Genomic DNA, 19,239 nt, shown 5'->3' on the forward strand with positions numbered 1-19,239 from the left:
CCGTCGTCCGCTGTTTATGGTTGGCCGTTCGTCCTGCTGCCCAGTCCCTACTGGTCCGCTGCGGTGCCAAGCGTGACGTCGAACGTCTGTTCCTGACCGTTGCGCAGGACCGTGAGCTTGACGGTGGAGCCGCCGGCCTGCTCGCGGACGGCCGCGGTCAGCTGGTTGGGCTCGCTGATGACCAGGTCATTGAACTTGGTCACCACATCGCCCACCTTGATGCCTGCCTTGGCTGCCGCTGAGTTTGCCTCTACCGTGGCCACGTCAGCGCCGACGGAGAACCCTGAGGTGGTCCCGCTGGATGACTTGTCCCGAACGCTGACACCCAACTGGCCGTGGGATGCCTTGCCGGTGTCGATAATCTCCTGCGCCACCCGTTTGGCGTTGTTGATGGGGATGCTGAAGCCCACACCGATGTTGCCGCTCGACGCGGAATCGGAGCCAGCGGACGCGATGGCCACGTTAACGCCGATGATCTCGCCCTTGCTGTTGACCAGGGCACCACCGGAGTTGCCGGGGTTGATGGCGGCATCCGTCTGGATCACATTGATGGAGATGGACCCCTGGTTTGCGGTGCTTTGGCCTTGGCCACCGTTTGGCGGCGCGAACTGGAAGCCCTGATCGCCGCCCTGCGAGCTGCTGTCACCGTTCTTGGGTGCCGCCGACGAGGCAACGCTGATGGTCCGGTTCAGCGTTGAGACGATACCGTCGGTAACGGTGCCGGTCAGGCCAAGCGGGGAGCCGATCGCGATGGCCGTGTCACCCACATTGAGCTTGCCGGAATCTCCGAGGGTCGCAGGGGTGAGGCCGGACGCGTTATCCACCTTGATGACCGCCAGGTCAGACAGCGGGTCGGTGCCCACGAGCGTGGCCTTGAGGACCTTGCCCGCACTGGTGCGGACCTCAAGGGCCGCGTTGGCGCTCTGGCCATCCAGGGTCACCACGTGCGTGTTGGTCAGAATGTGGCCCTGGTCGTCCAGGACGATGCCCGAGCCGGTCCCGCCGGAGCTGCCGCTGGAAGCGCTGATGGTCACCACGCTGGGGGAAGCCTTCAGCGCTGCTGCCGTGATGGCGTTGACGTCGTCCCTGTTGTTCACGATGACGGTGTCAGGCTGGCTGCTGCTGCTCGCCGCCGACGAGGATCCGCTGTTGAAGAGGTTGCCCGAACCCACTGTGGCTACGCCGCCACCCACGAGGCCGGCGGCCAGGATGCTTGCCACCAGGGTGCCGACGCCGAACGAGGCTTTTCGGCGGGGCGCGTCGGCCGGGTTCGGGGCAGCGTTGTACGGGCCCGCGTTATATGGGACTGCGTTGTACGGGCCCGCGTTATATGGGACTGCGTTGTAAGGGCCCGGACCGTTGTGGTCTGGGTTGTGCTGGCCCGGACCGTTGTGGTCTGGGTTGTGCTGGCCCGGGTTGTGCTGGCTCGGCGTCTGTTGGCCATAGAAGGGCTCGCGGGGAGGATAACCCGGACGGGCCGCACCCGGCAGCGGCTGGGTGGGGTTATCGGGTGCCCCGGATCGGTCCAGCTTCTCGGTTGGATTAGCCTGACCGGCAGCGTCACTGCGGACCTCCGCAGGGCTCTGGTCCGCATTCCGGTTCTCATCCGGTTTGCGGTTCTCCGGCGCTGCACCCTGGGTTGGGTTCTCAGTCATTGGACTTCCTTTCATCCTCGTCTGCATTAACTATGTACCGTCTGGCTGGAACTGGGGCGAACGTTGGCTGGGAGGTTGCTGGGAGGCCGAATTCCGCCGCCAACAGGCTCTTCCGGGGGTTTCGCTGGTGGCATATTCGCCGCTGTGGACGCACCAGGAGGTGCACCATAGAATCAAAAGGAAATGCCACAGCGACCTGCGGCTTTACACCACGCGTGGGGGCGCTGCTGCATTCTGAGACGCTCATTCGTCCCGAATCGGTGTCAGTCGTGCTGAAGGGTTGCACATGCGGTCAAAGTTCAAACGTATCCTCGCCGTGATCGGCCTGACCGGGCTGCTCGCGGTTCCTGCCGGGGCGGCCTGGGCTGAACCGCCCGTGACGCTGGATCCGGCGACCAAGATTGTGGACTCTGCCGGCGTTCTCGGTTCGAAGAAGGCTGATGTACAGGAAGCAATCAAGAAGCTGGGGACCGATCACGCCACCGTTCTCCATGTTGTCACTGTCAAGAAGTTCGAAAACCCAACCGACCGCGAAGCGTGGACGGACGAGGTAGCCAAAAAGGCCAACCTCGGACCTAACGCATTGATTTTTGCGGTGGCTACCGAGACCAGGCAGTACATCCTGAATAAACCCGGTGGCAGCAAGATCAGCACCGCCCAAATTGAAAACATCAAGAGCAAAGCCATCGGCCCGCAGCTGGCCAATGACGACTACGCCCAAGCGGCAATTAACGCCGCTGCAGCCATCGGCGATGCCGCAGGCGGTGGCAACGGCAACGTCCCAGGTGACGGGGCCGACGCTGGGGTCCTCGTCGGCGTAGGCGTCGTAGCCGCCGGTGGGGCTGGCGCCTATCTGTACCTCCGCAACCGGCGCAAGAAGGCCGCTCTGTCGTCCAGCGCCAGCTACGGTCCCCAGGGTGCCGAGCTCGATCCGCTGGCCTCGCTCAGCATCGAGGAACTCCGGCGCAGGAGCGGCTCGCTGATCATCGAGGCCGACGACGCCATCAAGTCCAGCGAACAGGAACTTGGGTTCGCGGAGGCCCAGTACGGCGATGCCGCGGTGGGGAACTTCACCAAGGCCCTGGCCGAGGCCAAAGCCCACATGTCAGAATCCTTCAAGCTCCAGCAGCAGCTTGACGACCACATCCCTGACACGGAAGAACAGCAGCGCAGCTGGCTCGGCGAAATCATCCGCCGTTCAGAGGCAGCGCTTAGCTCGCTTCAGGAACAGAAGGCCGACTTCGATTCGCTCCGCGAGCTCGAGAAGAACGCCCCGCAGGCACTGGCGGCCATCAGCGCCGGAGCCCACGAAGCCGACGCCAAGATCGCCAGCGCCGAACAGTCACTGACGGCTTTGCGTGCCAAGTATGCAGACAGTGCGCTGGTGCAGGTCGCTGACAACATCACCCAAGCCAAGGAACGGCTGGCCTTTGTGCAAAATGCCACGGCCACCGCCCAGGAGAAGCTCACCGCAGGCGAGGGCAGCCTCGCCGCGGTCGCCGTGCGGGCCTCTGAAGAGAGCCTGCACCAGACCAACGTGCTGCTGAACGCCATCGCCAAGGTTTCTGCCAGCCTTGATGAAGCCCGTACCGGCCTGGAGGCGGCCGTCGTTGAGACCTCCCAGGACCTCGCGCAGGCGAAGGCCATGATTCAGTCCGGCGAACACCCCGAACTGGCCGGCCCGGTGGCCGGCGTTGAAGCCGCGCTGGGCCAGGTCAAGGCCGAAATCCAGGGCGGGAAGATCGATCCCATCGCCACCCTGCGGCGGGTTGAGACGGCGCACCAGGCGCTGGACCAGTCCCTCACCGGCATCCGGAACCAGCAGGACCAGGCCCGCCGCGCCCAGGCGTCACTGCAGCAGACCATCATGTCGGCCCAGGCCCAGATCGGCGCCACGTCGGACTACATCACTGCCCGTCGTGGCGGCGTAGGCACGGAAGCCCGTACCCGGCTCGCCGAGTCCCAGCGCAACCTCGACTACGCGCTGTCCATCTCCCGCAACGATCCCGTTACTGCCCTCACGTACGCCCAGCAGGCCCACGCCCTCGCGGCCCAGGCAGCGCAGCTCGCCCAGGCCGACGTCGACAACTTTGGTGGCTACGCCAACCAGGGCTTCGGCGGCGGGGGCATGTTCGGCGGTCGCGGCGGAGGCGGTGGCGGCCTCGGTGGCGCCATCCTTGGCGGTATCCTCATCAACTCCATCCTCAATGGCGGCAGCGGCGGAGGCTGGGGCGGTGGCCACAGTGACGGCGGCGGCTGGGGCGGTGACTCCGGCGGCGGCGATATGGGCGGCGGCTGGGGCGGCGATTCCGGCGGCGGCGGGGACTTCTGACCCATCACAGGCTAGGCGCCGGACGGGATCACCCTGCCGGCGAAACAAGCGGTACAACAACTGTTCACTGATCTCAGTGGCCACCATTGAGCAGGACGAAAGGTAACACCATGGTTAAGCAGTCCATTTTCGGCCGGATCGCACAGCTGGCAAAGGCAAACATCAACACTTTGCTGGACAATGCTGAGGATCCGCAGAAAATGCTGGACCAGATGGTCCGGGACTACACCAACAACATTGCGGAGGCTGAATCCGCAGTCGCCCAGACCATCGGCAACCTCCGTATGCTCCAGGATGACTACCGCGAGGACATCAAGAACGCCCAGGACTGGGGCAACAAGGCCCTCGCCGCATCTCGCAAGGCTGACGAATACCGCAGCGCCGGCGACAGCGTAGACGCCGAGAAGTTCGACAACCTCGCCAAGGTAGCCCTGCAGCGCCAGATGTCCGCGGAAAGCGAAGCCAAGGGTGCTGAGCCGAGCATCGCCTCGCAGACCGAGGTAGTGGACAAGCTCAAGTCGGGCCTGGACCAGATGAAGGGCAAGCTCAACGAGCTGACCAGCAAGCGTAACGAGCTGGTTGCCCGCTCCAAGACGGCCGCGGCACAGTCCCAGGTGCACGATGCCATCAAGAGCATCGACTTCATGGATCCCACCAGCGAAGTTGGCCGTTTCGAAGAGAAAATCCGCCGCGAAGAGGCGAAGGTCCGCGGCCAGCAGGAGCTTGCCGCGTCGAGCCTGGACGCCCAGTTCAATCAGCTGGAAGATCTTGGCGAGCAGGTGGAAATCGAGGCACGCCTGGCAGCGCTGAAATCCGGCGGTGCCAAACCGGCCATCGGCGCTTCCGGCGCGAGGTCCGAGTCCACAGTCGACGAAGCCGGCTTCGACAAGCTGTAGCCAGCCGCGTCCGCCGCTGAGCGGGCCAGCCGGGGCCGGGGTTCATCATGAACCCCGGCCCTTGCTATGCCCGGACAGCACCTCCCACCGGTAGTGCAACCGGCCCCGGTGCGGCCGTGGTCGCGGATGTGTAGCGTGGAGGCCATGGCTTCCCTCGTCTCATCCTCCCTAGTTTGGCTCCGTGACGACCTTCGGCTGGACGATAACCCCGCACTGTCCCACGCCGTCAAACTCGGCCTCCCGCTCACGGTGGTCTACATCCTCGACGAGGAATCCCCCGGAATCCGTCCATTGGGAGCCGCGGCCCGCTGGTGGCTACACCACTCGCTGACGTCCCTGGCAGCGGCGCTTGCCGAGTCCGGGTCCGCACTCACCCTCCGGCGCGGACCTGCCCGCCGAGTGATCCGGGACCTCATAGCCGAAACCGGCGCGCGGCATGTGCTCTGGAACCGGCGCTACGGCGGTCCCGAGCGGTCCCTGGACGCCGATATAAAGGCCTGGGCAACCGCGAATGACATCGAAGCCGCCAGCTTCCAGGCCAACCTGCTCTTCGAGCCGTGGACCATCACCACCGGAACAGGCGGCCCCTACAAGGTGTTTACGCCCTACTGGCGGGCCTGCACAGCGTCCGGCGAGCCCCGAGGGCCACTGGATGCACCGGCCGGCCTGCCCTCCCCTGCCGCTGCCGGGTCGAAGACGCAGGCCGGCAGCGACGCACTGGCGGAGTGGTCACTGCTGCCCGTCTCGCCGGACTGGAGCGGCGGACTGGCTGCGACCTGGGAACCAGGGGAGGCCGGAGCACACAGCAGGCTTGAGGACTTCCTGGACGGGCCCGCACAGGATTACGGCACCGGGCGCGACATACCCGGGGTGGACGGCACCTCCAGGCTGTCCCCCCACCTCCGATTTGGTGAAATCAGTCCGTTCCGCGTCTGGCATGAGCTCCGCCGCCACTTCCCCCGCGAGACGACGCCCGACGTCGGGATCTTCCGTTCCGAGCTGGGCTGGCGGGAGTTCTGCTGGCAGCTGCTCTATGCCAACCCCCAGCTGGCTACCCGAAACTATCGGCCGGACTTCGACCGGTTCGAATGGCAGCAACCCACCGCGGCGGAACTGGGCGCCTGGCAGCAGGGCCGAACCGGCTATCCGCTGGTGGACGCGGGGATGCGGCAGCTGTGGCAGACGGGCTGGATGCACAACCGGGTCCGGATGGCCGCGGCGTCCTTCCTCGTCAAGAACCTCCTGGCCGACTGGCGCCTGGGCGAGGCGTGGTTCTGGGACACCTTGGTGGATGCCGATGCGGCGAGCAACCCCGCTAACTGGCAGTGGGTGGCAGGCTCAGGCGCCGACGCGTCCCCGTACTTCCGGATCTTCAATCCGGTAACGCAGAGCAAGAAGTTCGACGCCGAGGGCCGGTACCTTCGCGCGTTCCTTCCGGAGCTCGCGCAGATGGACCGCAAGGCCATCCATGAACCGTGGAAGCATCCCGATGGCCAGGGCTATCCCGCGCCCGTGGTGGGACTCCCCGAGTCCAGGGAGCGTGCGCTGGCGATCTATCAGAAGCTTCGGGAGGACCAGCCAGGCCGGGACGCGCCCACCGGCCCGGAAATCAGCGGCTGACTTTGCCCATCAGGGAAGCAATGGGGCGCAGGAAGATGGGCCGGGCGAGGAACCATGCCGCCACCATCACGGCCACGGATACAAGGAAGATCCAGAAGCCGAGCCAGCCGTCGCCGTCGGACACTGCGTACATGTGGTTCAGGTTCCGCAGGGCCCCGGTGGCGAACACCAGCAAGACATGCACAACGATGAAAGCCACGAAGTAAATCATGACGGGGAAATGGATGGCCCGCGCCAGCTCGATCGGGTACGCCTTGTTCAGCGCGGCAGCCTTCTTGGGCCAGGCGGAGGACGTCCGGATGCCCGAGATGAAGGCAAGCGGCGCAGCGATGAAGACGGTAAGGAAGTAGGTCAGCAGTTGCAGGGCGTTGTAGTTGACCCAGCCGTTTTCGGTGGGCCAGTTCAGGGATGCATACTGCAAGGCTGCGGACAGCGCGTTGGGAAAGACATCCCAGCTGGTGGGGACGATCCTGGTCCACTGTCCTGTCGCGAACAGGAGGACGGCAAACACCAGTCCGTTGAGGATCCACAGTGCGTCCAGCGTCAGGTGGAACCAAAGCTCCAACGTGATCTTGGTGGGCGCGTTCCTGGTCTTGAGCAGGCCCTTGTTGTTGCGCGTCCAGTGGCCGGTGGGGCGGTTGGTGGTCCGCACCTGCCAGCCGGTCCTGATGATGAGCAGCAGGAAGAAACCATTCAGGAAATGCTGCCAGGCCAGCCACGTCGGGAATCCGACAGGCGCGCCCTCAGGGAGTTCCGAATGCCCCGGATAGTCCGCCAGGAACGAGGCCACCGCAGGAAGGCCCGTCATCCATTTCGCCAGCAGCACCACCAGCACCAGCACTACGAGCGCGGCAGGAACACCCCAGTAGAGCCCGGAGCGCTTGCCTGTCGAGGAGCCGGGCTTCTTCGTGGGTGTGGACATCGAACAACATTCCTCTCGAGAATGACTGACCAGGTGCTCAAAGGGCTTTGCGAACGAGAATACTAGGAACCACGTGTAATCGGGCAAAAGAAGACCCCGACCGGCGTCATGCCGGTCGGGGTCTTCTCCATGGTTGCGGGGACAGGATTTGAACCTGTGACCTCTGGGTTATGAGCCCAGCGAGCTACCGAACTGCTCCACCCCGCGTCGCAAGAACAACACTACCGTACTTTGGAGTAGGTAAAAACCAATCGTGATTAAGGGTCACTTCAACACCGAGGTTGCCTGCCTGGGGCGGGTCCGGTTAAACCAAAAAGTCCGGATTCTGTTTCCAGAATCCGGACTTTTCCGCCAGTTGCGGGGACAGGATTTGAACCTGTGACCTCTGGGTTATGAGCCCAGCGAGCTACCGAACTGCTCCACCCCGCGTCGCAAGATCAACTCTACCGTTCGGTGAACGGGAGACCAAATCCTGGTGGCGTGATGTGCGTCTCGCTGGGTCAAACCCCCTAGTTGCTGGCTGCAGGCGAGGGCGTCGCCGTTGATTTAGCTTCCGGCGATGGGGTCGCCCCGGGCGACGGCGTGGCTTCGGGGGCCGGCGCCGGGATCTTGCCCTCGGAGTCAATCGCCTTCTGCAGGGCCGCAGCCAGCTTCTTCTGTGCTTCCCCATAAGCTGCAAAGTCGCCGGCTGCCAAGGCTGCCTGGCCGGCCTTGATGGCAGCGTTCGCCTCATCCAGCGCGGCCTTCAGGTCAGCCTGGGCACCTGCGCTCACCGGCGGTGTGGTCCCCGTAGGGGGCGGGGTCTGGCCGTTATTGGCCGAATCGCCGGCAGAGGCGCCCGAATCTCCGTTGAACAGCTGCTTCAACGCTTCATCCAGGGTCGGCGCAAAACCGACCTTGTCACCGAAGGCCACCAGCACACGCTGCAAGGTGGGGTAGGACGTCTCGCCGGTTGACTTCAGGTAGACCGGCTGCACGTACAGGATGCCGCCGCCCACAGGCAGCGTCAGCAGGTTACCGTTGAGCACTTCGGAGGCACCCTGCCGCAGAAGGTTCAGAGCCTGGGACACCGTGGGATCCGAGTTGAACTTGTTCTGGGCCTGTCCCGGGCCCGGAACCTGCGTTGCGGGGGGAATCTGAAGCAATCGCAACTGCCCATAGGTGTCAGCCTTGACGCCCATTTGGTTGCCGGCGTCAGAGTCCGCCGCCAGGAAGCCATAGAGGACGTTCCTGGCAGTGCCGTTCACGATCTGCGGAATGAAGGAGGACGTGAGCTGGAAGGCCGGTTGCTTCTGGTCGGGCATCTGCAGTGACATGTAGAACGGAGGCTGCTTGACGTCGGTCTTTACGGTGGGGTCGTTCGGAACGCTCCACACTTCGTCGCTCTTGTAGAAGCTCACGGGATCAGTGACGTGATACCGGCCCAGGAGCTCGCGCTGCACCTTGAACAGGTCCTCCGGGTAGCGGACATGGCTCATCACATCCCCGGACATCTCTGAGTACGGCTTAAGCGATGTGGGGAAGACTTTCTGCCACGCCTTCAGTATCGGGTCCTGGTCGTCCCACGCATAGAGGGTGACCGAGCCGTCGTAGGCATCAACCGTGGCTTTCACTGAATTCCTGATGTAGTTCACCGAACTGTTGGGAAGAGCAACGGTCCGGCCTGAGGTGGTCTGGGAGTCCGTGGTGGCAGCGGAGAGCTGCTCCTGCTGCGAGTAAGGGTAGTACTGGCTGGTGGTGTAGCCGTCCACGATCCACTTGACGCGGCCGTCAACAACGGCCGGGTAGGCGTTGCCGTCCACCGTCAGGTACGGCGCGACTTTCTCGACCCGGGCACGCGGGCTGCGGTCGTACAGGATCTGGGATTCAGCGTTGACCCCGTCTGAGAGGAGGAGATCCGAGGACTGGAACTTGATCGAGTACAGGACCTTGTTGAAGAAGCTGCCCACATTGGGACCGCCGTTGCCGGTGAAGGTGTACTGGGTTTCCGCGTCCCCTTCCTTGCCGGAGGGCCTGTCCTGTTCGCGCTGAGGGGATCCCGCCGGCGCGCCGACAATGGAGTACTCTGGGGAATTTTCGCCGAAGTAGATCCGTGGCTCGTAGGTGGAGTCATTGCCAAGGACTCCGGTTGATGGAATTCCCGACTGCAGGAACTCCGGCTTGCCGTCAACGGTGAACTTGTTTCCCTTGGCCGCCACCACGCCGTAGCCGTGCGTGTAGACGACGTGCTGGTTGAGCCAACCCTGCTGGTTTGTGGCGATGTTCGCCGGGTTCAGCTCGCGCACGGCGATGACGGTGTCCTGGATCTTGCCGTCCACCTCGTAGCGGTCCACGTTAAGTGCATCTGGGAACTGGTAGTACGGGCGGTACTGCTCCAGCTGGGAAAACGCGTCGGAAATCAGGTTGGGGTCCAGGAGCCGGATGTTGGCTGTGGTCTGTGCATCAGGAGCCAGCGCACCGGTGCTGGCGGTGTTCGTAGCGTCGTAGCGGTTCACTTGGATCTTGTCCAGGCCATAGGCGGCCCGGGTCATTTCGATGTTGCGGCCGATGAAGTCCTTCTCATACGTCTGCTCGGAAGGACGGACCTGGAACTGCTGGATGACCCACGGGTACACACCGCCGGCAAGGATTGAGGTGATGATGAGCATTGCCGTGCCGATAACGGGCAGGCGCCAGCGGCCAATGACTGCAGCGATGATGAAGAGGATGGCCACCAGGCCTGCAGCCACAGCGAGGATCGCTTTGGTGGGGATCACGGCGTTCACGTCCGTGTACAGTGCGCCAGCCCAACGCCCGCCGCTGTTCTGCAAGGCGGCGTAGCGGTCCAGCCAGAAGTTGGTGCCGAGCAGGAGCAGGAAGGCTGCACCGGTTACGGCGAGGTGGATCTGCGCCGCGCGGCTGGTGAACACGCCGCGTTCCATCAGCCGGATGCTGCCATAAAGGTAGTGGGTGAGGATTCCGGCGATGCCGGCCACCACCACCACGCTGATCAGGAACCCTGTGACGAATCCCAGGAACGGAAGAGTCATGAGGTAGAAGCTGATGTCCAGGCCGAACTCAGGATCGCTCTGGCCGAACGGCTCCTGGTTGAAGAACAGCAGCACTTTCTGCCATTGGCTGGCCGCAGCGCTGCCCGCGAACAGTCCGAACAGGATGGGCAGGCCCACCATAACGACGCGGCGGACCGGTTCAAGCTGGGCCTGGTAGCGGTTCAGGTTGTCACGCATCTCGGAGTCGGGTGCGTACACCGGCCGTGCGTGGTAGGCAACCCGGATGGCAAAAAAGACGGCCGCAAACATAAGCGCGAAGCCGGCGAGGAAGATCCCGATCCGGGCGAGGTTTTCCGTCACAAACACTTCGAAGTAGCCGAGCTGCCGGTACCAGAGGACGTCAGTCCAGACGTTGGCGAAGAAGATGAAGCCCACCACTACGATGGCAACAACGATCAGCGTGGGCGTTAGGGCCCCGCGTCGCGAGGGGGGTCTTCCGGGCGGGATGGGGCTGGTAGGACGGGACAAACTCGGTACCTCATAGCTGGTCGTCAGGTTTACATGAGAAGCGTGCGTGCGGTTGACGTCCGGCACCGGTCAAGCGTGTGGCAACGTCCGTCATATCTGCCACGAGTGGCGGTAAAGCTTAGTTCCTGGCCTCAGTCTAGTTGCTGGCGCAGACCGGCAAAGCGCCCGTGTCCTGCCCGGATCCGGCGAGTTCGACGGCGTGGCGCGCCTCTGCGATGTTCTCCACTTTGAGCACCTGCAGTCCCTCCGGCACATGGCCCACAACTTCGTCGCAGTTTTCTGCCGGGGCGAGGAATACGGTGGCTCCCCCGGCACGCGCGCCCAGCATCTTCTGCCGGATGCCGCCGATGGGACCTACGGTGCCGTCGGGGGTGATGGTCCCCGTTCCGGCGACATGTTTGCCGCCGGTCAAGTCCCCCGGTGTCACCGTGTCGATAATGCCCAGCGAAAACATCAGCCCAGCGCTGGGCCCGCCCACCTTGTCCAGGGAAATTTTCACGTCGAACGGAAACGTGAACAAGTACTTGAGCATGACGCCGAGAATGTAGCGGCCCGCACCGTTGTTCATGGGGGTGATGGTCTGTGTGACGGATTTCCCTGCGCGCTGCACCACCAGGGTGGCCGGCGCTCCGTTGCCGGCGGCAAGTTCCTCCTGCACAACAGCGAGCGAAGTGATGGGTTTGCCGTTGATCGATTCAAAGATGTCCCCGTCCTCAACCTTGCCGGCCGACGGCGAACCATCAGGCAGCCCCGCAGCCTGGAGCTGCTGGCCGAAGGGAATGCCAAGCTCCTTGAGCGCCGAGGCCACAGCGTTCTCCTGCGACGAGGTCATGGCCACGGAGCTCTGTTCGTCGGCCTGCTCCTTCGTGGTGCCGCTGGGGTACAGCAGTTCCACAGGGTGAACGGACTTGGACCCGTCCAGCCAGGCGGCGAAGGCACCCAGAACGCTCACCGGGCCGTTGGGGCCGCCGTCAACATAAACGGTGGTCAGGTCCAGGTTTCCCTGGGCGGGATAGGTTTCGTGGCCCCTCACGCTGATGACAGGACTGCCCTGGCTCTGGCCGATTGTGTTGAAGGTGGGTCCGGGTGACTCCACAACATAGGGCACCGGGACGGTTACGGCCGCGATCCCCAGACCCAGCGCCAGGACGCCGGAAAGCATCATCACGGACACCCGCCGGTCCTCTGGCGGGGAGCTGCGTGGGGCATATTGCCCGGTCGGCGGGATGCCGGCAAGGCCCGTTCCGGGTGCTGCGGCACTCGCTGTGGTGCCGGCGTCGAACTCTGGATCGTGGTCCTCATGCGGATGATCGCCGCGGGTTGTAGTCACTGAATCAACAGTACGCGGTGCCGCCTCCGGCCGGCTCTTTGCCTACAGCGAACGTGACGCCTGTCCGGCAGACAGCCGCTCCGGCCCGGGGTACCGTGAAGTGAACAGTCACACCGACGATCGGCGGGATCATGACCTCCAACCCACTCAATCCATCCAACGGCGACGATACGCCGAAGGATCCGTTGACCGAGATGCTGCAGAACCTGATGGGCGGCAAGGGCATGGAAAACTTCGACCCTGCCGAACTCGCAAAGGCAGCCGGCCTGCCGAACGACCCCAATCTCCTGGCCCAGATGTTCTCCCAGGTCCAGGCCATGATGAGCGCCCCGTCCGAGGGGCCCGTCAACTGGCAGCTCGCGCACGAGAACGCCCGCCGGGTTGCCGCCAGCAGCGCCGACCCGTCCGTCACATCCCTGCAGACCCGCGAAGTCGACGAGGCCCTGCGGCTGGCTGAACTGTGGCTGGATCCCGTGACCGACCTGCCTGCCACCGGCCTGATCGGCCGCGCGTGGTCCCGCGCTGAGTGGGTCGAAGCCACCCTGGGAACGTGGAAGCGGCTGACCGAGCCCGTAGCCAACAGCATCGCCAACGCTCTTTCCAGCGCCATGACCGAACAGATGCCCGAAGAGATGAAGTCCATGATGGGCGGGGCCTCGTCCATGCTGCAGAACATGGGCGGCGCGATCTTCGGGATGCAGCTCGGGCAGGCCATCGGCGCACTGTCCGCCGAGGTTGTCAGCTCCACCGACATCGGCGTTCCCCTGGCCGACCTGGAAATGGCGCTCCTGCCGGCCAACGTGACCAAGTTCGGCGAGGGCCTGAGCCTCCCCGAGAACGACATCCGGCTGTTCCTGGCCGTCCGCGAGGCCGCCCACACACGGCTGTTTGTCCAGGTGCCCTGGCTGCGCGGCCACCTGCTCGGCGCCATCGAGGCCTACGCCCGCGGCATCCACATCGACACATCCAGGATTGAAGAGCTGGCCCGCGACCTGGACCCCAGCAACCCTGAAGGCATCCAGGAAGCACTCTCCCAGGGTGTCTTTATGCCGCAGCGGACCCCTGCACAGGAGCAGGCGCTGGAAAAACTGGAAACCGCCCTGGCCCTCGTTGAAGGCTGGGTGGACGAACTCACCGCTGCGGCCACGGAGAAACTGCTGCCCTCCGCCGGCGCGCTCCGGGAAACAGTCCGGCGCCGCCGTGCCACCGGCGGTCCGGCGGAGCACGCGTTCTCTTCCCTCGTGGGACTGGAACTTCGTCCCCGCCGCCTGCGCGAGGCGGCCACGTTGTGGGCCGCGCTTAGGGACGAGCGCGGTATTGCCGGACGCGATGCCATCTGGCAGCACCCGGACCTCCTCCCCACCGCCGAGGACCTCGATGACCCGCAGGGCTTCAGCGGCCGCCGCAAGCTGGCCGAGGCCAGCGACACCGAAGTGGACGATGCCCTGCAGAAGCTGCTGAGCGGCGGCTTCGACGACGCGCCGCAGGATGATTCCGACGCTGGCGACGGGGAACAGCCCACTGGCGACGGTGACCAGCCCAAGGCTTAGCCAGACCCCACGGGACGACGGCGGCCACGCCGGCTTTCGCCGCCGCTGGAGGTATTCGAATGCGCCGGATCATCCAGATGATGTCGGTGTCCTTACGCGACGGCGACGTTTAGACGACCCTCCCTAGTCGGCGTCACCTGACGCTGAATCATTGCTGCCTGCGGTCAGACCCCGGGAGGTGGCGAAGGACACGCCTTCCAGGAATGCCTTGGCCCGCATCGTGTCAGGGTAGGCCTCCAACAGCTTCCAGAACGCGGCATTGTGCCCGGCCACCAGCAGGTGGGCGAGTTCGTGCAACAGAACATAATCGATGACCCACTGCGGCATGGGCCTGAGCTTGTCGGAGAGCCGGATGGAACCTTCCGACGGCGTCGCGGAGCCCCAGCGCGAGTTCTGGTTGCTGACCCAGCGGACCGACGTCGGGATTGCCCTGCCGCCGAAGTGCCGGGCCGAAAGGGCTGCGGCGTGGGCGGCCAACGCAGTATCTGTGGCTGGCTGCTTACTTCCTTTGCGGGAGCGCCGCTCCCCCTGGCGGTGCAGTTTCTCCAGCATGCGGTGCACCCATTCAGACTCCTGCGCCGCGGTGAAACGGGCCGGAATGGCCACCACTGCCGTGCCGTTCTCCCAGAAGGCGGCCACGGTCCTGGTCCGGCGCGCCGACCGCCGCACTTCAACGCGTGCCCCGTCTGCGGTGGTGAGGGGAAGGGTGTCCTGTCCTGCCGGCCGCCGGGTCACAGGGTGGTGCTTTCGACGAGCACCCGCAGCACGTCCTCGCCGTAGCGTTCCAGTTTGGACGGACCCACGCCTGCCAGCGCCGCCAGTTCCTCCAGTGTGGACGGTTTGGCCTCTGCGATGGCGGTCAGCGTGGCATCCGTGAAGACCACGAACGCCGGCACCTCCGCGGCCAATGCAATTTCCTTCCGCCACTGCCGAAGGGCATCGAAGCTCTGTTCTTCGTAGCTGGGAGGACAGTCGTTACAGCGGCCCACCTTCCGTTCGGCGCCACTCGCCAGCATGCTTCCACAGATCCTGCAGGTGGCGGGGGCCGCCGATTTCCGGCGCGGTGCCGGCCCTTTTCCGCGGGCGCTGGAACTGGCAACCGAGTTGGGCCGGAGCCCGTCGAGGAAGCGTGAGGGTTTGCGGTTGGCTCGGCCGCCCGGCGTGCGTGCCGTGGACCAGGAAAGTGACAGGTGCTCGCGGGCCCGCGTGATGCCCACGTAGAGCAGCCGGCGCTCCTCATCCACGGCTTCGGGTGTGTCCGCGAAGGAAATGGGCATCAGGCCTTCGCAGAGGCCCACCAGGAACACGGCGTCCCATTCGAGACCCTTGGCGGCGTGCAGCGAAGCCAGCGTCACACCCTGGACAGTGGGCGCATGCTGGGCGAGGGACCGCTCCTGGAGTTCATTAACAAAGTCACCGAGACTGAACTGCTCGCCCCGGACGTGGACAAGCTCGTCCGCAAGAGCCACTAGCGCGGCCAGGGACTCCCAGCGTTCGCGCAGCGCGCCGCCGTTATGGGGTGGAGCCTCCGTGTAACCCAGCGAGGCCACGATATCGCGGACCAGTTGGCCGAGAGGTTCCGGTGTCGCGGTTTCAGCGACGGCCCTGGTGGCCGCGCGCAGCTGAAGGATGGCGTCGCGCACTTCCTTGCGGGCGAAGAAACGCTCACCTCCACGGAGCTGGTAGCTGATTCCGGCCGCCGCGAGCGCCTGTTCGTAGGCTTGGGACTGTCCGTTGGTGCGGAAAAGGACAGCCACCTGGCTGGCGGGAGTGCCGGCGTCGAGCAGTTCCTGAATCTTGATGGCCACGGTGGCGGCTTCGGCTTCATCGTCGCTGCATTCGGTGAACTGCGGGACGGGCCCGGCCGGCCGCTGGGCCACCAGCTGCAGCGGAGCCGCCCAGGCAGCATCAGCCACCGGCCCGCCGCCGCGACGGGCGGCAAGGAGGTCGTTGGCCAGCTTGACCACCTGCGGCGTGGAACGGTAATCCCGGATCAGTTTGACCACATTGGCCTCGGGGTACTGGGCCTTGAATCCCAGCAGGTGTTTGGGCGAAGCGCCGGTGAACGAGTAGATCGTCTGGCTCGCATCGCCCACTACGCACAGCTCGTCCCGCCCACCAAGCCACAGTTCCAGGAGTCGCTGCTGCAGCGGCGAAACGTCCTGGTACTCATCCACCACAAAATGCCTGTACTGCTCGCGGACGGTGGCTGCGACTTTCTGGTCCTCCTGCAGGATCCCGACTGTGATCAGGAGTACGTCCTCGAAGTCGATGACGTTGCGGTCGGTCTTGACGTCCTCATAGGACTGGAAGACCCGGGCGACGGCGGTGAGATCGAACCCGCCCGGAGTTCCCCTGCCCTGCGCGTTCTCCAGGTAGTTGGCAGGGGTCAGCATGGAGACCTTGGCCCACTCGATTTCGGAGGCGAGGTCCCGGATGGACGCGCGGTCAGTGCTGAGCCGCAGGCGGCGGGACGCTTCAGCGATCATCTGGGCCTTGTGGTCCAGCAGGTTGGGCAGCGTGCCGCCGACCGCCTGCGGCCAGAAAAACTGCAGTTGCCGCAGGGCGGCGGCGTGGAAGGTGCGCGCCTGGACACTGCCCACGCCGAGGTCCCGCAGCCTGCTACGCATTTCCGCGGCAGCCCGGGCGGTGAACGTCACGGCGAGGAGCCGCTGGGGACTGTACACCCCTGAGTGCACGCCATAGGCAATCCGGTGCGTAATGGCCCGGGTCTTGCCGGTGCCGGCACCTGCAAGGACGCACAGCGGCCCATTCAGCGTGCTGGCGACCTCGCGCTGTTCAGCGTCAAGTCCCCCAAGGATTCGTTCCTCAAGGGACTCGGCACTGTCAAAATTCTCTGTGGTCACTTCTGCTGCTCTGTTGTTGTCGCGACTGCCACGTGCTGGCGTCTGGCCAAGGGTGATGCCTGGTCCGGGTCTTAGGTGTCCGGGCGGTCCATGATCCGGCCGCCATACCAGTGCTCAATCAGCGAGCGTGCAATGGACAGCCGGCTGGAGATGGTGATTTCACCTGTAAGCACGGCGTCCTGGAGTTCTGCCCGGCTGAACCAGCGCGCACGGGTTACCTCCACGCCGTCGGGCTTTGCCACGGCGTCTTCGGTGATGGCGGTAAATCCAAGCATAAGGGAGGCCGGGAACGGCCACGACTGCGAGCCCAAGTACTGGCATCCCGTGACCCGGACGCCCACTTCTTCGTGGATTTCCCTGACGACAGCCTGTTCCAGGGATTCGCCTGGTTCGACGAATCCGGCCAGCGTGGAGTAGTTCTTGGCGTCAACCGGCCCGCCGCCACCTAGCAGCAGCCGTCCGTCCGGCCCTACAACTGTGACGATGATGGCCGGATCCGTGCGGGGGTAGTGTTCCGAGCTGTCCACGGGACAGCGGCGGACCCAGCCGCCGGCCTCCACTGCGGTACGGGCCCCGCAACGGGGGCAATGCGTATGGCCGGCATGCCAGTTGGCGATGGCGCTGGCTTCCACGAACAACGCCGTGTCAGTGGGGTTTAGGACGGCAGCGATGTCGCGGAAGCCAGCCCACTGCGCATCATCCGGGATTCCCGCAGCACCGGGCTCGGCAGGTGCGGAAAGGATAACGAGGACCACTTCGGTGCCGGCGGCAAGATCCGAGCCGTCCAACGCTGCGCCAAGATAGATGACCTGCTCCGGGGCTGAGCCGCGGTCCCGCAGGTCAGCGAGCAATTGGGCGGCTGCGGGCAGCAAGAGCTGGTTGCCTTGTACCAGGGCCTGCCGCCCGGCCAGGACCACTGCCCGAGTATGCTCGCTGTCCAGCAATTCCTCAACCATGCCTGGCCGGACGCGGTCAGCGGAGCCTCGGTCAACGGCAGCAGGGAGGACCGGCAGCACGGTATCGAACAGGTGGTTGGCCGGCAGCTGGACTGACTGCGGCTGGTAGGCCGGTATAGCGGACTCCGCATGACTCATGTGTCCACCGTACTGACTCGGGCTGACAATTTACATTCGGCGGGGCCATTCGGCAAGGACATGTGCTGTGGGCCTCCACGCGGTGCGCCGAGACCGACTTTTGCAGCATATCTGGAGACTCGCCGCCGCACATCGTTGTCTTGGACGCCACTCAATCTACCGTGGAACGGTGAGAAGAAAACCGATCGAACTGGCAGCCGTGGCAACCGCGGCAGTCCCCGGGCTGACCCCTACCGCCGTTAGCTCCGCTGCGGACGATCCCGCGGATTTCGACTCCGCGCTGCTGCTGGATTCGGAGGGCAAGCAGTGGCGGGTAAGGTCCCCGCGGCATGCGGAAGCAAGCGCCAGGCTCGAAACGGAGTTCCTCGTCCTCCGGGCATTCGTACCGGCCATCCGGGCAGAGTTGCCCTTCCTAATGCCCACGGTGGCCGGTAGCGTCCGGCTGGGCAGCCTCAGCACCTTTGTCTACTCCCATCTGGCCGGCAGCACGCAAAGTGTTGAGGAACTCACCGCGGGTCCCGCCACGCTGGCCCGGGAAATCGGGACAGCTCTGGCGGCCATCCATGATCTTCCGCACTCCCTGGTCAGCAACGCGGACCTGCCCAGCTATACGGCCAACGAATTCCGCCAGCGCCGGCTCAACGAGCTTGACCAGGCAGCCACTACCGGAAAAATTCCGGCGTCGCTGCTGCTCCGCTGGGAGCATGCCCTCGAAGACGTTTCGCTATGGCGGTTCAACCCGTGCGTTGTCCACGGCGACCTGCACGAGGACAACCTGCTCGTGGAAAGCGGCCGCGTCACGGCCGTTGCGGGTTGGACGGACCTTCGGATCGGGGATCCCGCCGACGACTTTGCCTGGCTGGTTGCCTCGAATGAACAGGATTTCGTGGACGCCGTTCTGGCAAGTTACACCGGCAGCCGCCGCGACGCCCCGGACCCGCATCTGATCCGGCGGGCCGCCTTGTCTGCCGAGTTCGCGTTGGCCCAATACCTGGTCAAGGGCATAGCGGCCGGCGACGACGGGATGGTTGCCGAAGCCGAAGGCATGCTGGAAACGCTCGCGGCCGATGTCGAAGAGCACGGCGGTCAGGCCATCAGTGTCGAACCGCTCCGCGCACCGAATGCCCCGGCCGACGACGCCGCCCAGTCCCCTGCTGCCCACACCGCGGCAGCGGGCAGGTCCCAGCAGGTCGGTCAGGCCGCTGCTCCGGCCGTGACCGTCGCCCCTGTGCCCGTCCTGTCAGCGGTGCCGGTTCCCGCAACGCCCGTTCCAGTGGCGCCCGCAGTGGACGTCAGCCGAATCCCCGCCGAGCCCATCCCGTCCGACAAAGCAGCGGCCCACGACGAGCCTGACGACAAACCGGCAGCACGTCCGCTTGCCGAGGACACGTCCACCGCGGCCATCAGCATCGTCGAAGTCAGGAAGCACTGACACCCGGAAGCTCTTCGTGAATT

The 19,239-nt window shown here is 64.9% G+C and carries 12 protein-coding genes and 2 tRNA genes; 5 read left to right on the plus strand and 9 right to left on the minus strand.

Features of this window, described 5'->3' with window-relative positions; genetic code table 11:
• Window positions 1–47: 47 nt before the first annotated feature.
• Window positions 48–1,655, minus strand: coding sequence for a trypsin-like peptidase domain-containing protein (locus ACQCSV_RS13925; RefSeq protein ID WP_426938623.1), 1,608 nt, complete (start codon window positions 1,653–1,655; stop codon window positions 48–50).
• 286 nt (window positions 1,656–1,941) lie between these two features.
• Between ACQCSV_RS13925 and ACQCSV_RS13930 the strand changes: the two genes are divergently transcribed.
• From ACQCSV_RS13930 to ACQCSV_RS13940, 3 genes are all read left to right on the plus strand, one after another.
• Window positions 1,942–3,987 carry a TPM domain-containing protein gene (locus ACQCSV_RS13930; RefSeq protein WP_426938624.1) on the plus strand — a complete coding sequence of 682 codons (2,046 nt, stop codon included), beginning with the start codon at window positions 1,942–1,944 and terminating at the stop codon, window positions 3,985–3,987.
• Window positions 3,988–4,097: 110 nt separating this feature from the next.
• The gene (locus ACQCSV_RS13935; protein WP_354153481.1) at window positions 4,098–4,883 is read left to right on the plus strand and encodes a PspA/IM30 family protein; all 786 of its coding nucleotides are present in this window, start codon (window positions 4,098–4,100) and stop codon (window positions 4,881–4,883) included.
• A 144-nt stretch (window positions 4,884–5,027) separates the two neighbouring features.
• Window positions 5,028–6,503: a cryptochrome/photolyase family protein gene (locus tag ACQCSV_RS13940; protein ID WP_426938625.1), complete on the plus strand. Its 1,476-nt coding sequence runs from the start codon at window positions 5,028–5,030 to the stop codon at window positions 6,501–6,503.
• On the opposite strand, the gene ACQCSV_RS13945 is transcribed toward ACQCSV_RS13940, so the two are convergent.
• From ACQCSV_RS13945 to ACQCSV_RS13965, 5 genes are all read right to left on the minus strand, one after another.
• On the minus strand, window positions 6,493–7,425 hold the full coding sequence (locus tag ACQCSV_RS13945; protein WP_354153479.1) for a hypothetical protein: 933 nt from the start codon (window positions 7,423–7,425) through the stop codon (window positions 6,493–6,495). The two genes, ACQCSV_RS13940 and ACQCSV_RS13945, sit on opposite strands and share 11 nt — an antisense overlap.
• Window positions 7,426–7,555: 130 nt before the next feature.
• Window positions 7,556–7,632: transfer RNA gene (locus tag ACQCSV_RS13950), tRNA-Met, on the minus strand.
• Between the two features lie 148 nt (window positions 7,633–7,780).
• A tRNA-Met gene (locus tag ACQCSV_RS13955) sits at window positions 7,781–7,854 on the minus strand.
• Between the two features lie 80 nt (window positions 7,855–7,934).
• Entirely contained in the window at window positions 7,935–10,943 is a 3,009-nt protein-coding gene (locus ACQCSV_RS13960; RefSeq protein ID WP_354153478.1) for a UPF0182 family protein, read from the minus strand.
• A 136-nt stretch (window positions 10,944–11,079) separates the two neighbouring features.
• Window positions 11,080–12,273: a YlbL family protein gene (locus ACQCSV_RS13965; RefSeq protein ID WP_426938626.1), complete on the minus strand. Its 1,194-nt coding sequence runs from the start codon at window positions 12,271–12,273 to the stop codon at window positions 11,080–11,082.
• 131 nt (window positions 12,274–12,404) lie between these two features.
• Between ACQCSV_RS13965 and ACQCSV_RS13970 the strand changes: the two genes are divergently transcribed.
• A complete protein-coding gene (locus ACQCSV_RS13970; protein WP_354153476.1) occupies window positions 12,405–13,823 on the plus strand; it encodes a zinc-dependent metalloprotease in 1,419 nt (472 codons plus the stop codon).
• A gap of 123 nt (window positions 13,824–13,946) precedes the next feature.
• On the opposite strand, the gene ACQCSV_RS13975 is transcribed toward ACQCSV_RS13970, so the two are convergent.
• The 3 genes from ACQCSV_RS13975 to nudC all read right to left on the minus strand — a co-directional run bounded on the left by ACQCSV_RS13975 (window position 13,947) and on the right by nudC (window position 17,784).
• On the minus strand, window positions 13,947–14,558 hold the full coding sequence (locus ACQCSV_RS13975; RefSeq protein ID WP_426938627.1) for a M48 family metallopeptidase: 612 nt from the start codon (window positions 14,556–14,558) through the stop codon (window positions 13,947–13,949).
• A complete protein-coding gene (locus tag ACQCSV_RS13980; RefSeq protein ID WP_426938628.1) occupies window positions 14,555–16,690 on the minus strand; it encodes an ATP-dependent DNA helicase UvrD2 in 2,136 nt (711 codons plus the stop codon). The genes ACQCSV_RS13975 and ACQCSV_RS13980 overlap by 4 nt, the downstream gene beginning before the upstream one ends.
• A gap of 71 nt (window positions 16,691–16,761) precedes the next feature.
• Complete coding sequence (gene nudC / locus ACQCSV_RS13985; RefSeq protein WP_354153473.1) at window positions 16,762–17,784, minus strand: NAD(+) diphosphatase; 1,023 nt, start codon at window positions 17,782–17,784, stop codon at window positions 16,762–16,764.
• Window positions 17,785–17,953: 169 nt separating this feature from the next.
• Here nudC and ACQCSV_RS13990 point away from each other — a divergent pair, with 169 nt between their 5' ends.
• On the plus strand, window positions 17,954–19,216 hold the full coding sequence (locus tag ACQCSV_RS13990; RefSeq protein WP_426938629.1) for a macrolide 2'-phosphotransferase: 1,263 nt from the start codon (window positions 17,954–17,956) through the stop codon (window positions 19,214–19,216).
• The last annotated feature ends 23 nt before the right edge of the window (window positions 19,217–19,239 follow it).

It is taken from the genome of Pseudarthrobacter sp. S3 (assembly GCF_050156905.1).
Lineage (GTDB): Bacteria > Actinomycetota > Actinomycetes > Actinomycetales > Micrococcaceae > Arthrobacter.

What these genes read in the sequence shown, in the direction of transcription:
- ACQCSV_RS13970 (WP_354153476.1), top strand. Translation starts at nt 12,405, where the DNA reads ATGACCTCCAACCCACTCAATCCATCCAACGGCGACGATACGCCGAAG.
- ACQCSV_RS13935 (WP_354153481.1), top strand. Translation starts at nt 4,098, where the DNA reads ATGGTTAAGCAGTCCATTTTCGGCCGGATCGCACAGCTGGCAAAGGCA.
- ACQCSV_RS13925 (WP_426938623.1), bottom strand. Translation starts at nt 1,655, where the DNA reads ATGACTGAGAACCCAACCCAGGGTGCAGCGCCGGAGAACCGCAAACCG.
- ACQCSV_RS13930 (WP_426938624.1), top strand. Translation starts at nt 1,942, where the DNA reads ATGCGGTCAAAGTTCAAACGTATCCTCGCCGTGATCGGCCTGACCGGG.
- ACQCSV_RS13940 (WP_426938625.1), top strand. Translation starts at nt 5,028, where the DNA reads ATGGCTTCCCTCGTCTCATCCTCCCTAGTTTGGCTCCGTGACGACCTT.
- ACQCSV_RS13945 (WP_354153479.1), bottom strand. Translation starts at nt 7,425, where the DNA reads ATGTCCACACCCACGAAGAAGCCCGGCTCCTCGACAGGCAAGCGCTCC.
- nudC (WP_354153473.1), bottom strand. Translation starts at nt 17,784, where the DNA reads ATGAGTCATGCGGAGTCCGCTATACCGGCCTACCAGCCGCAGTCAGTC.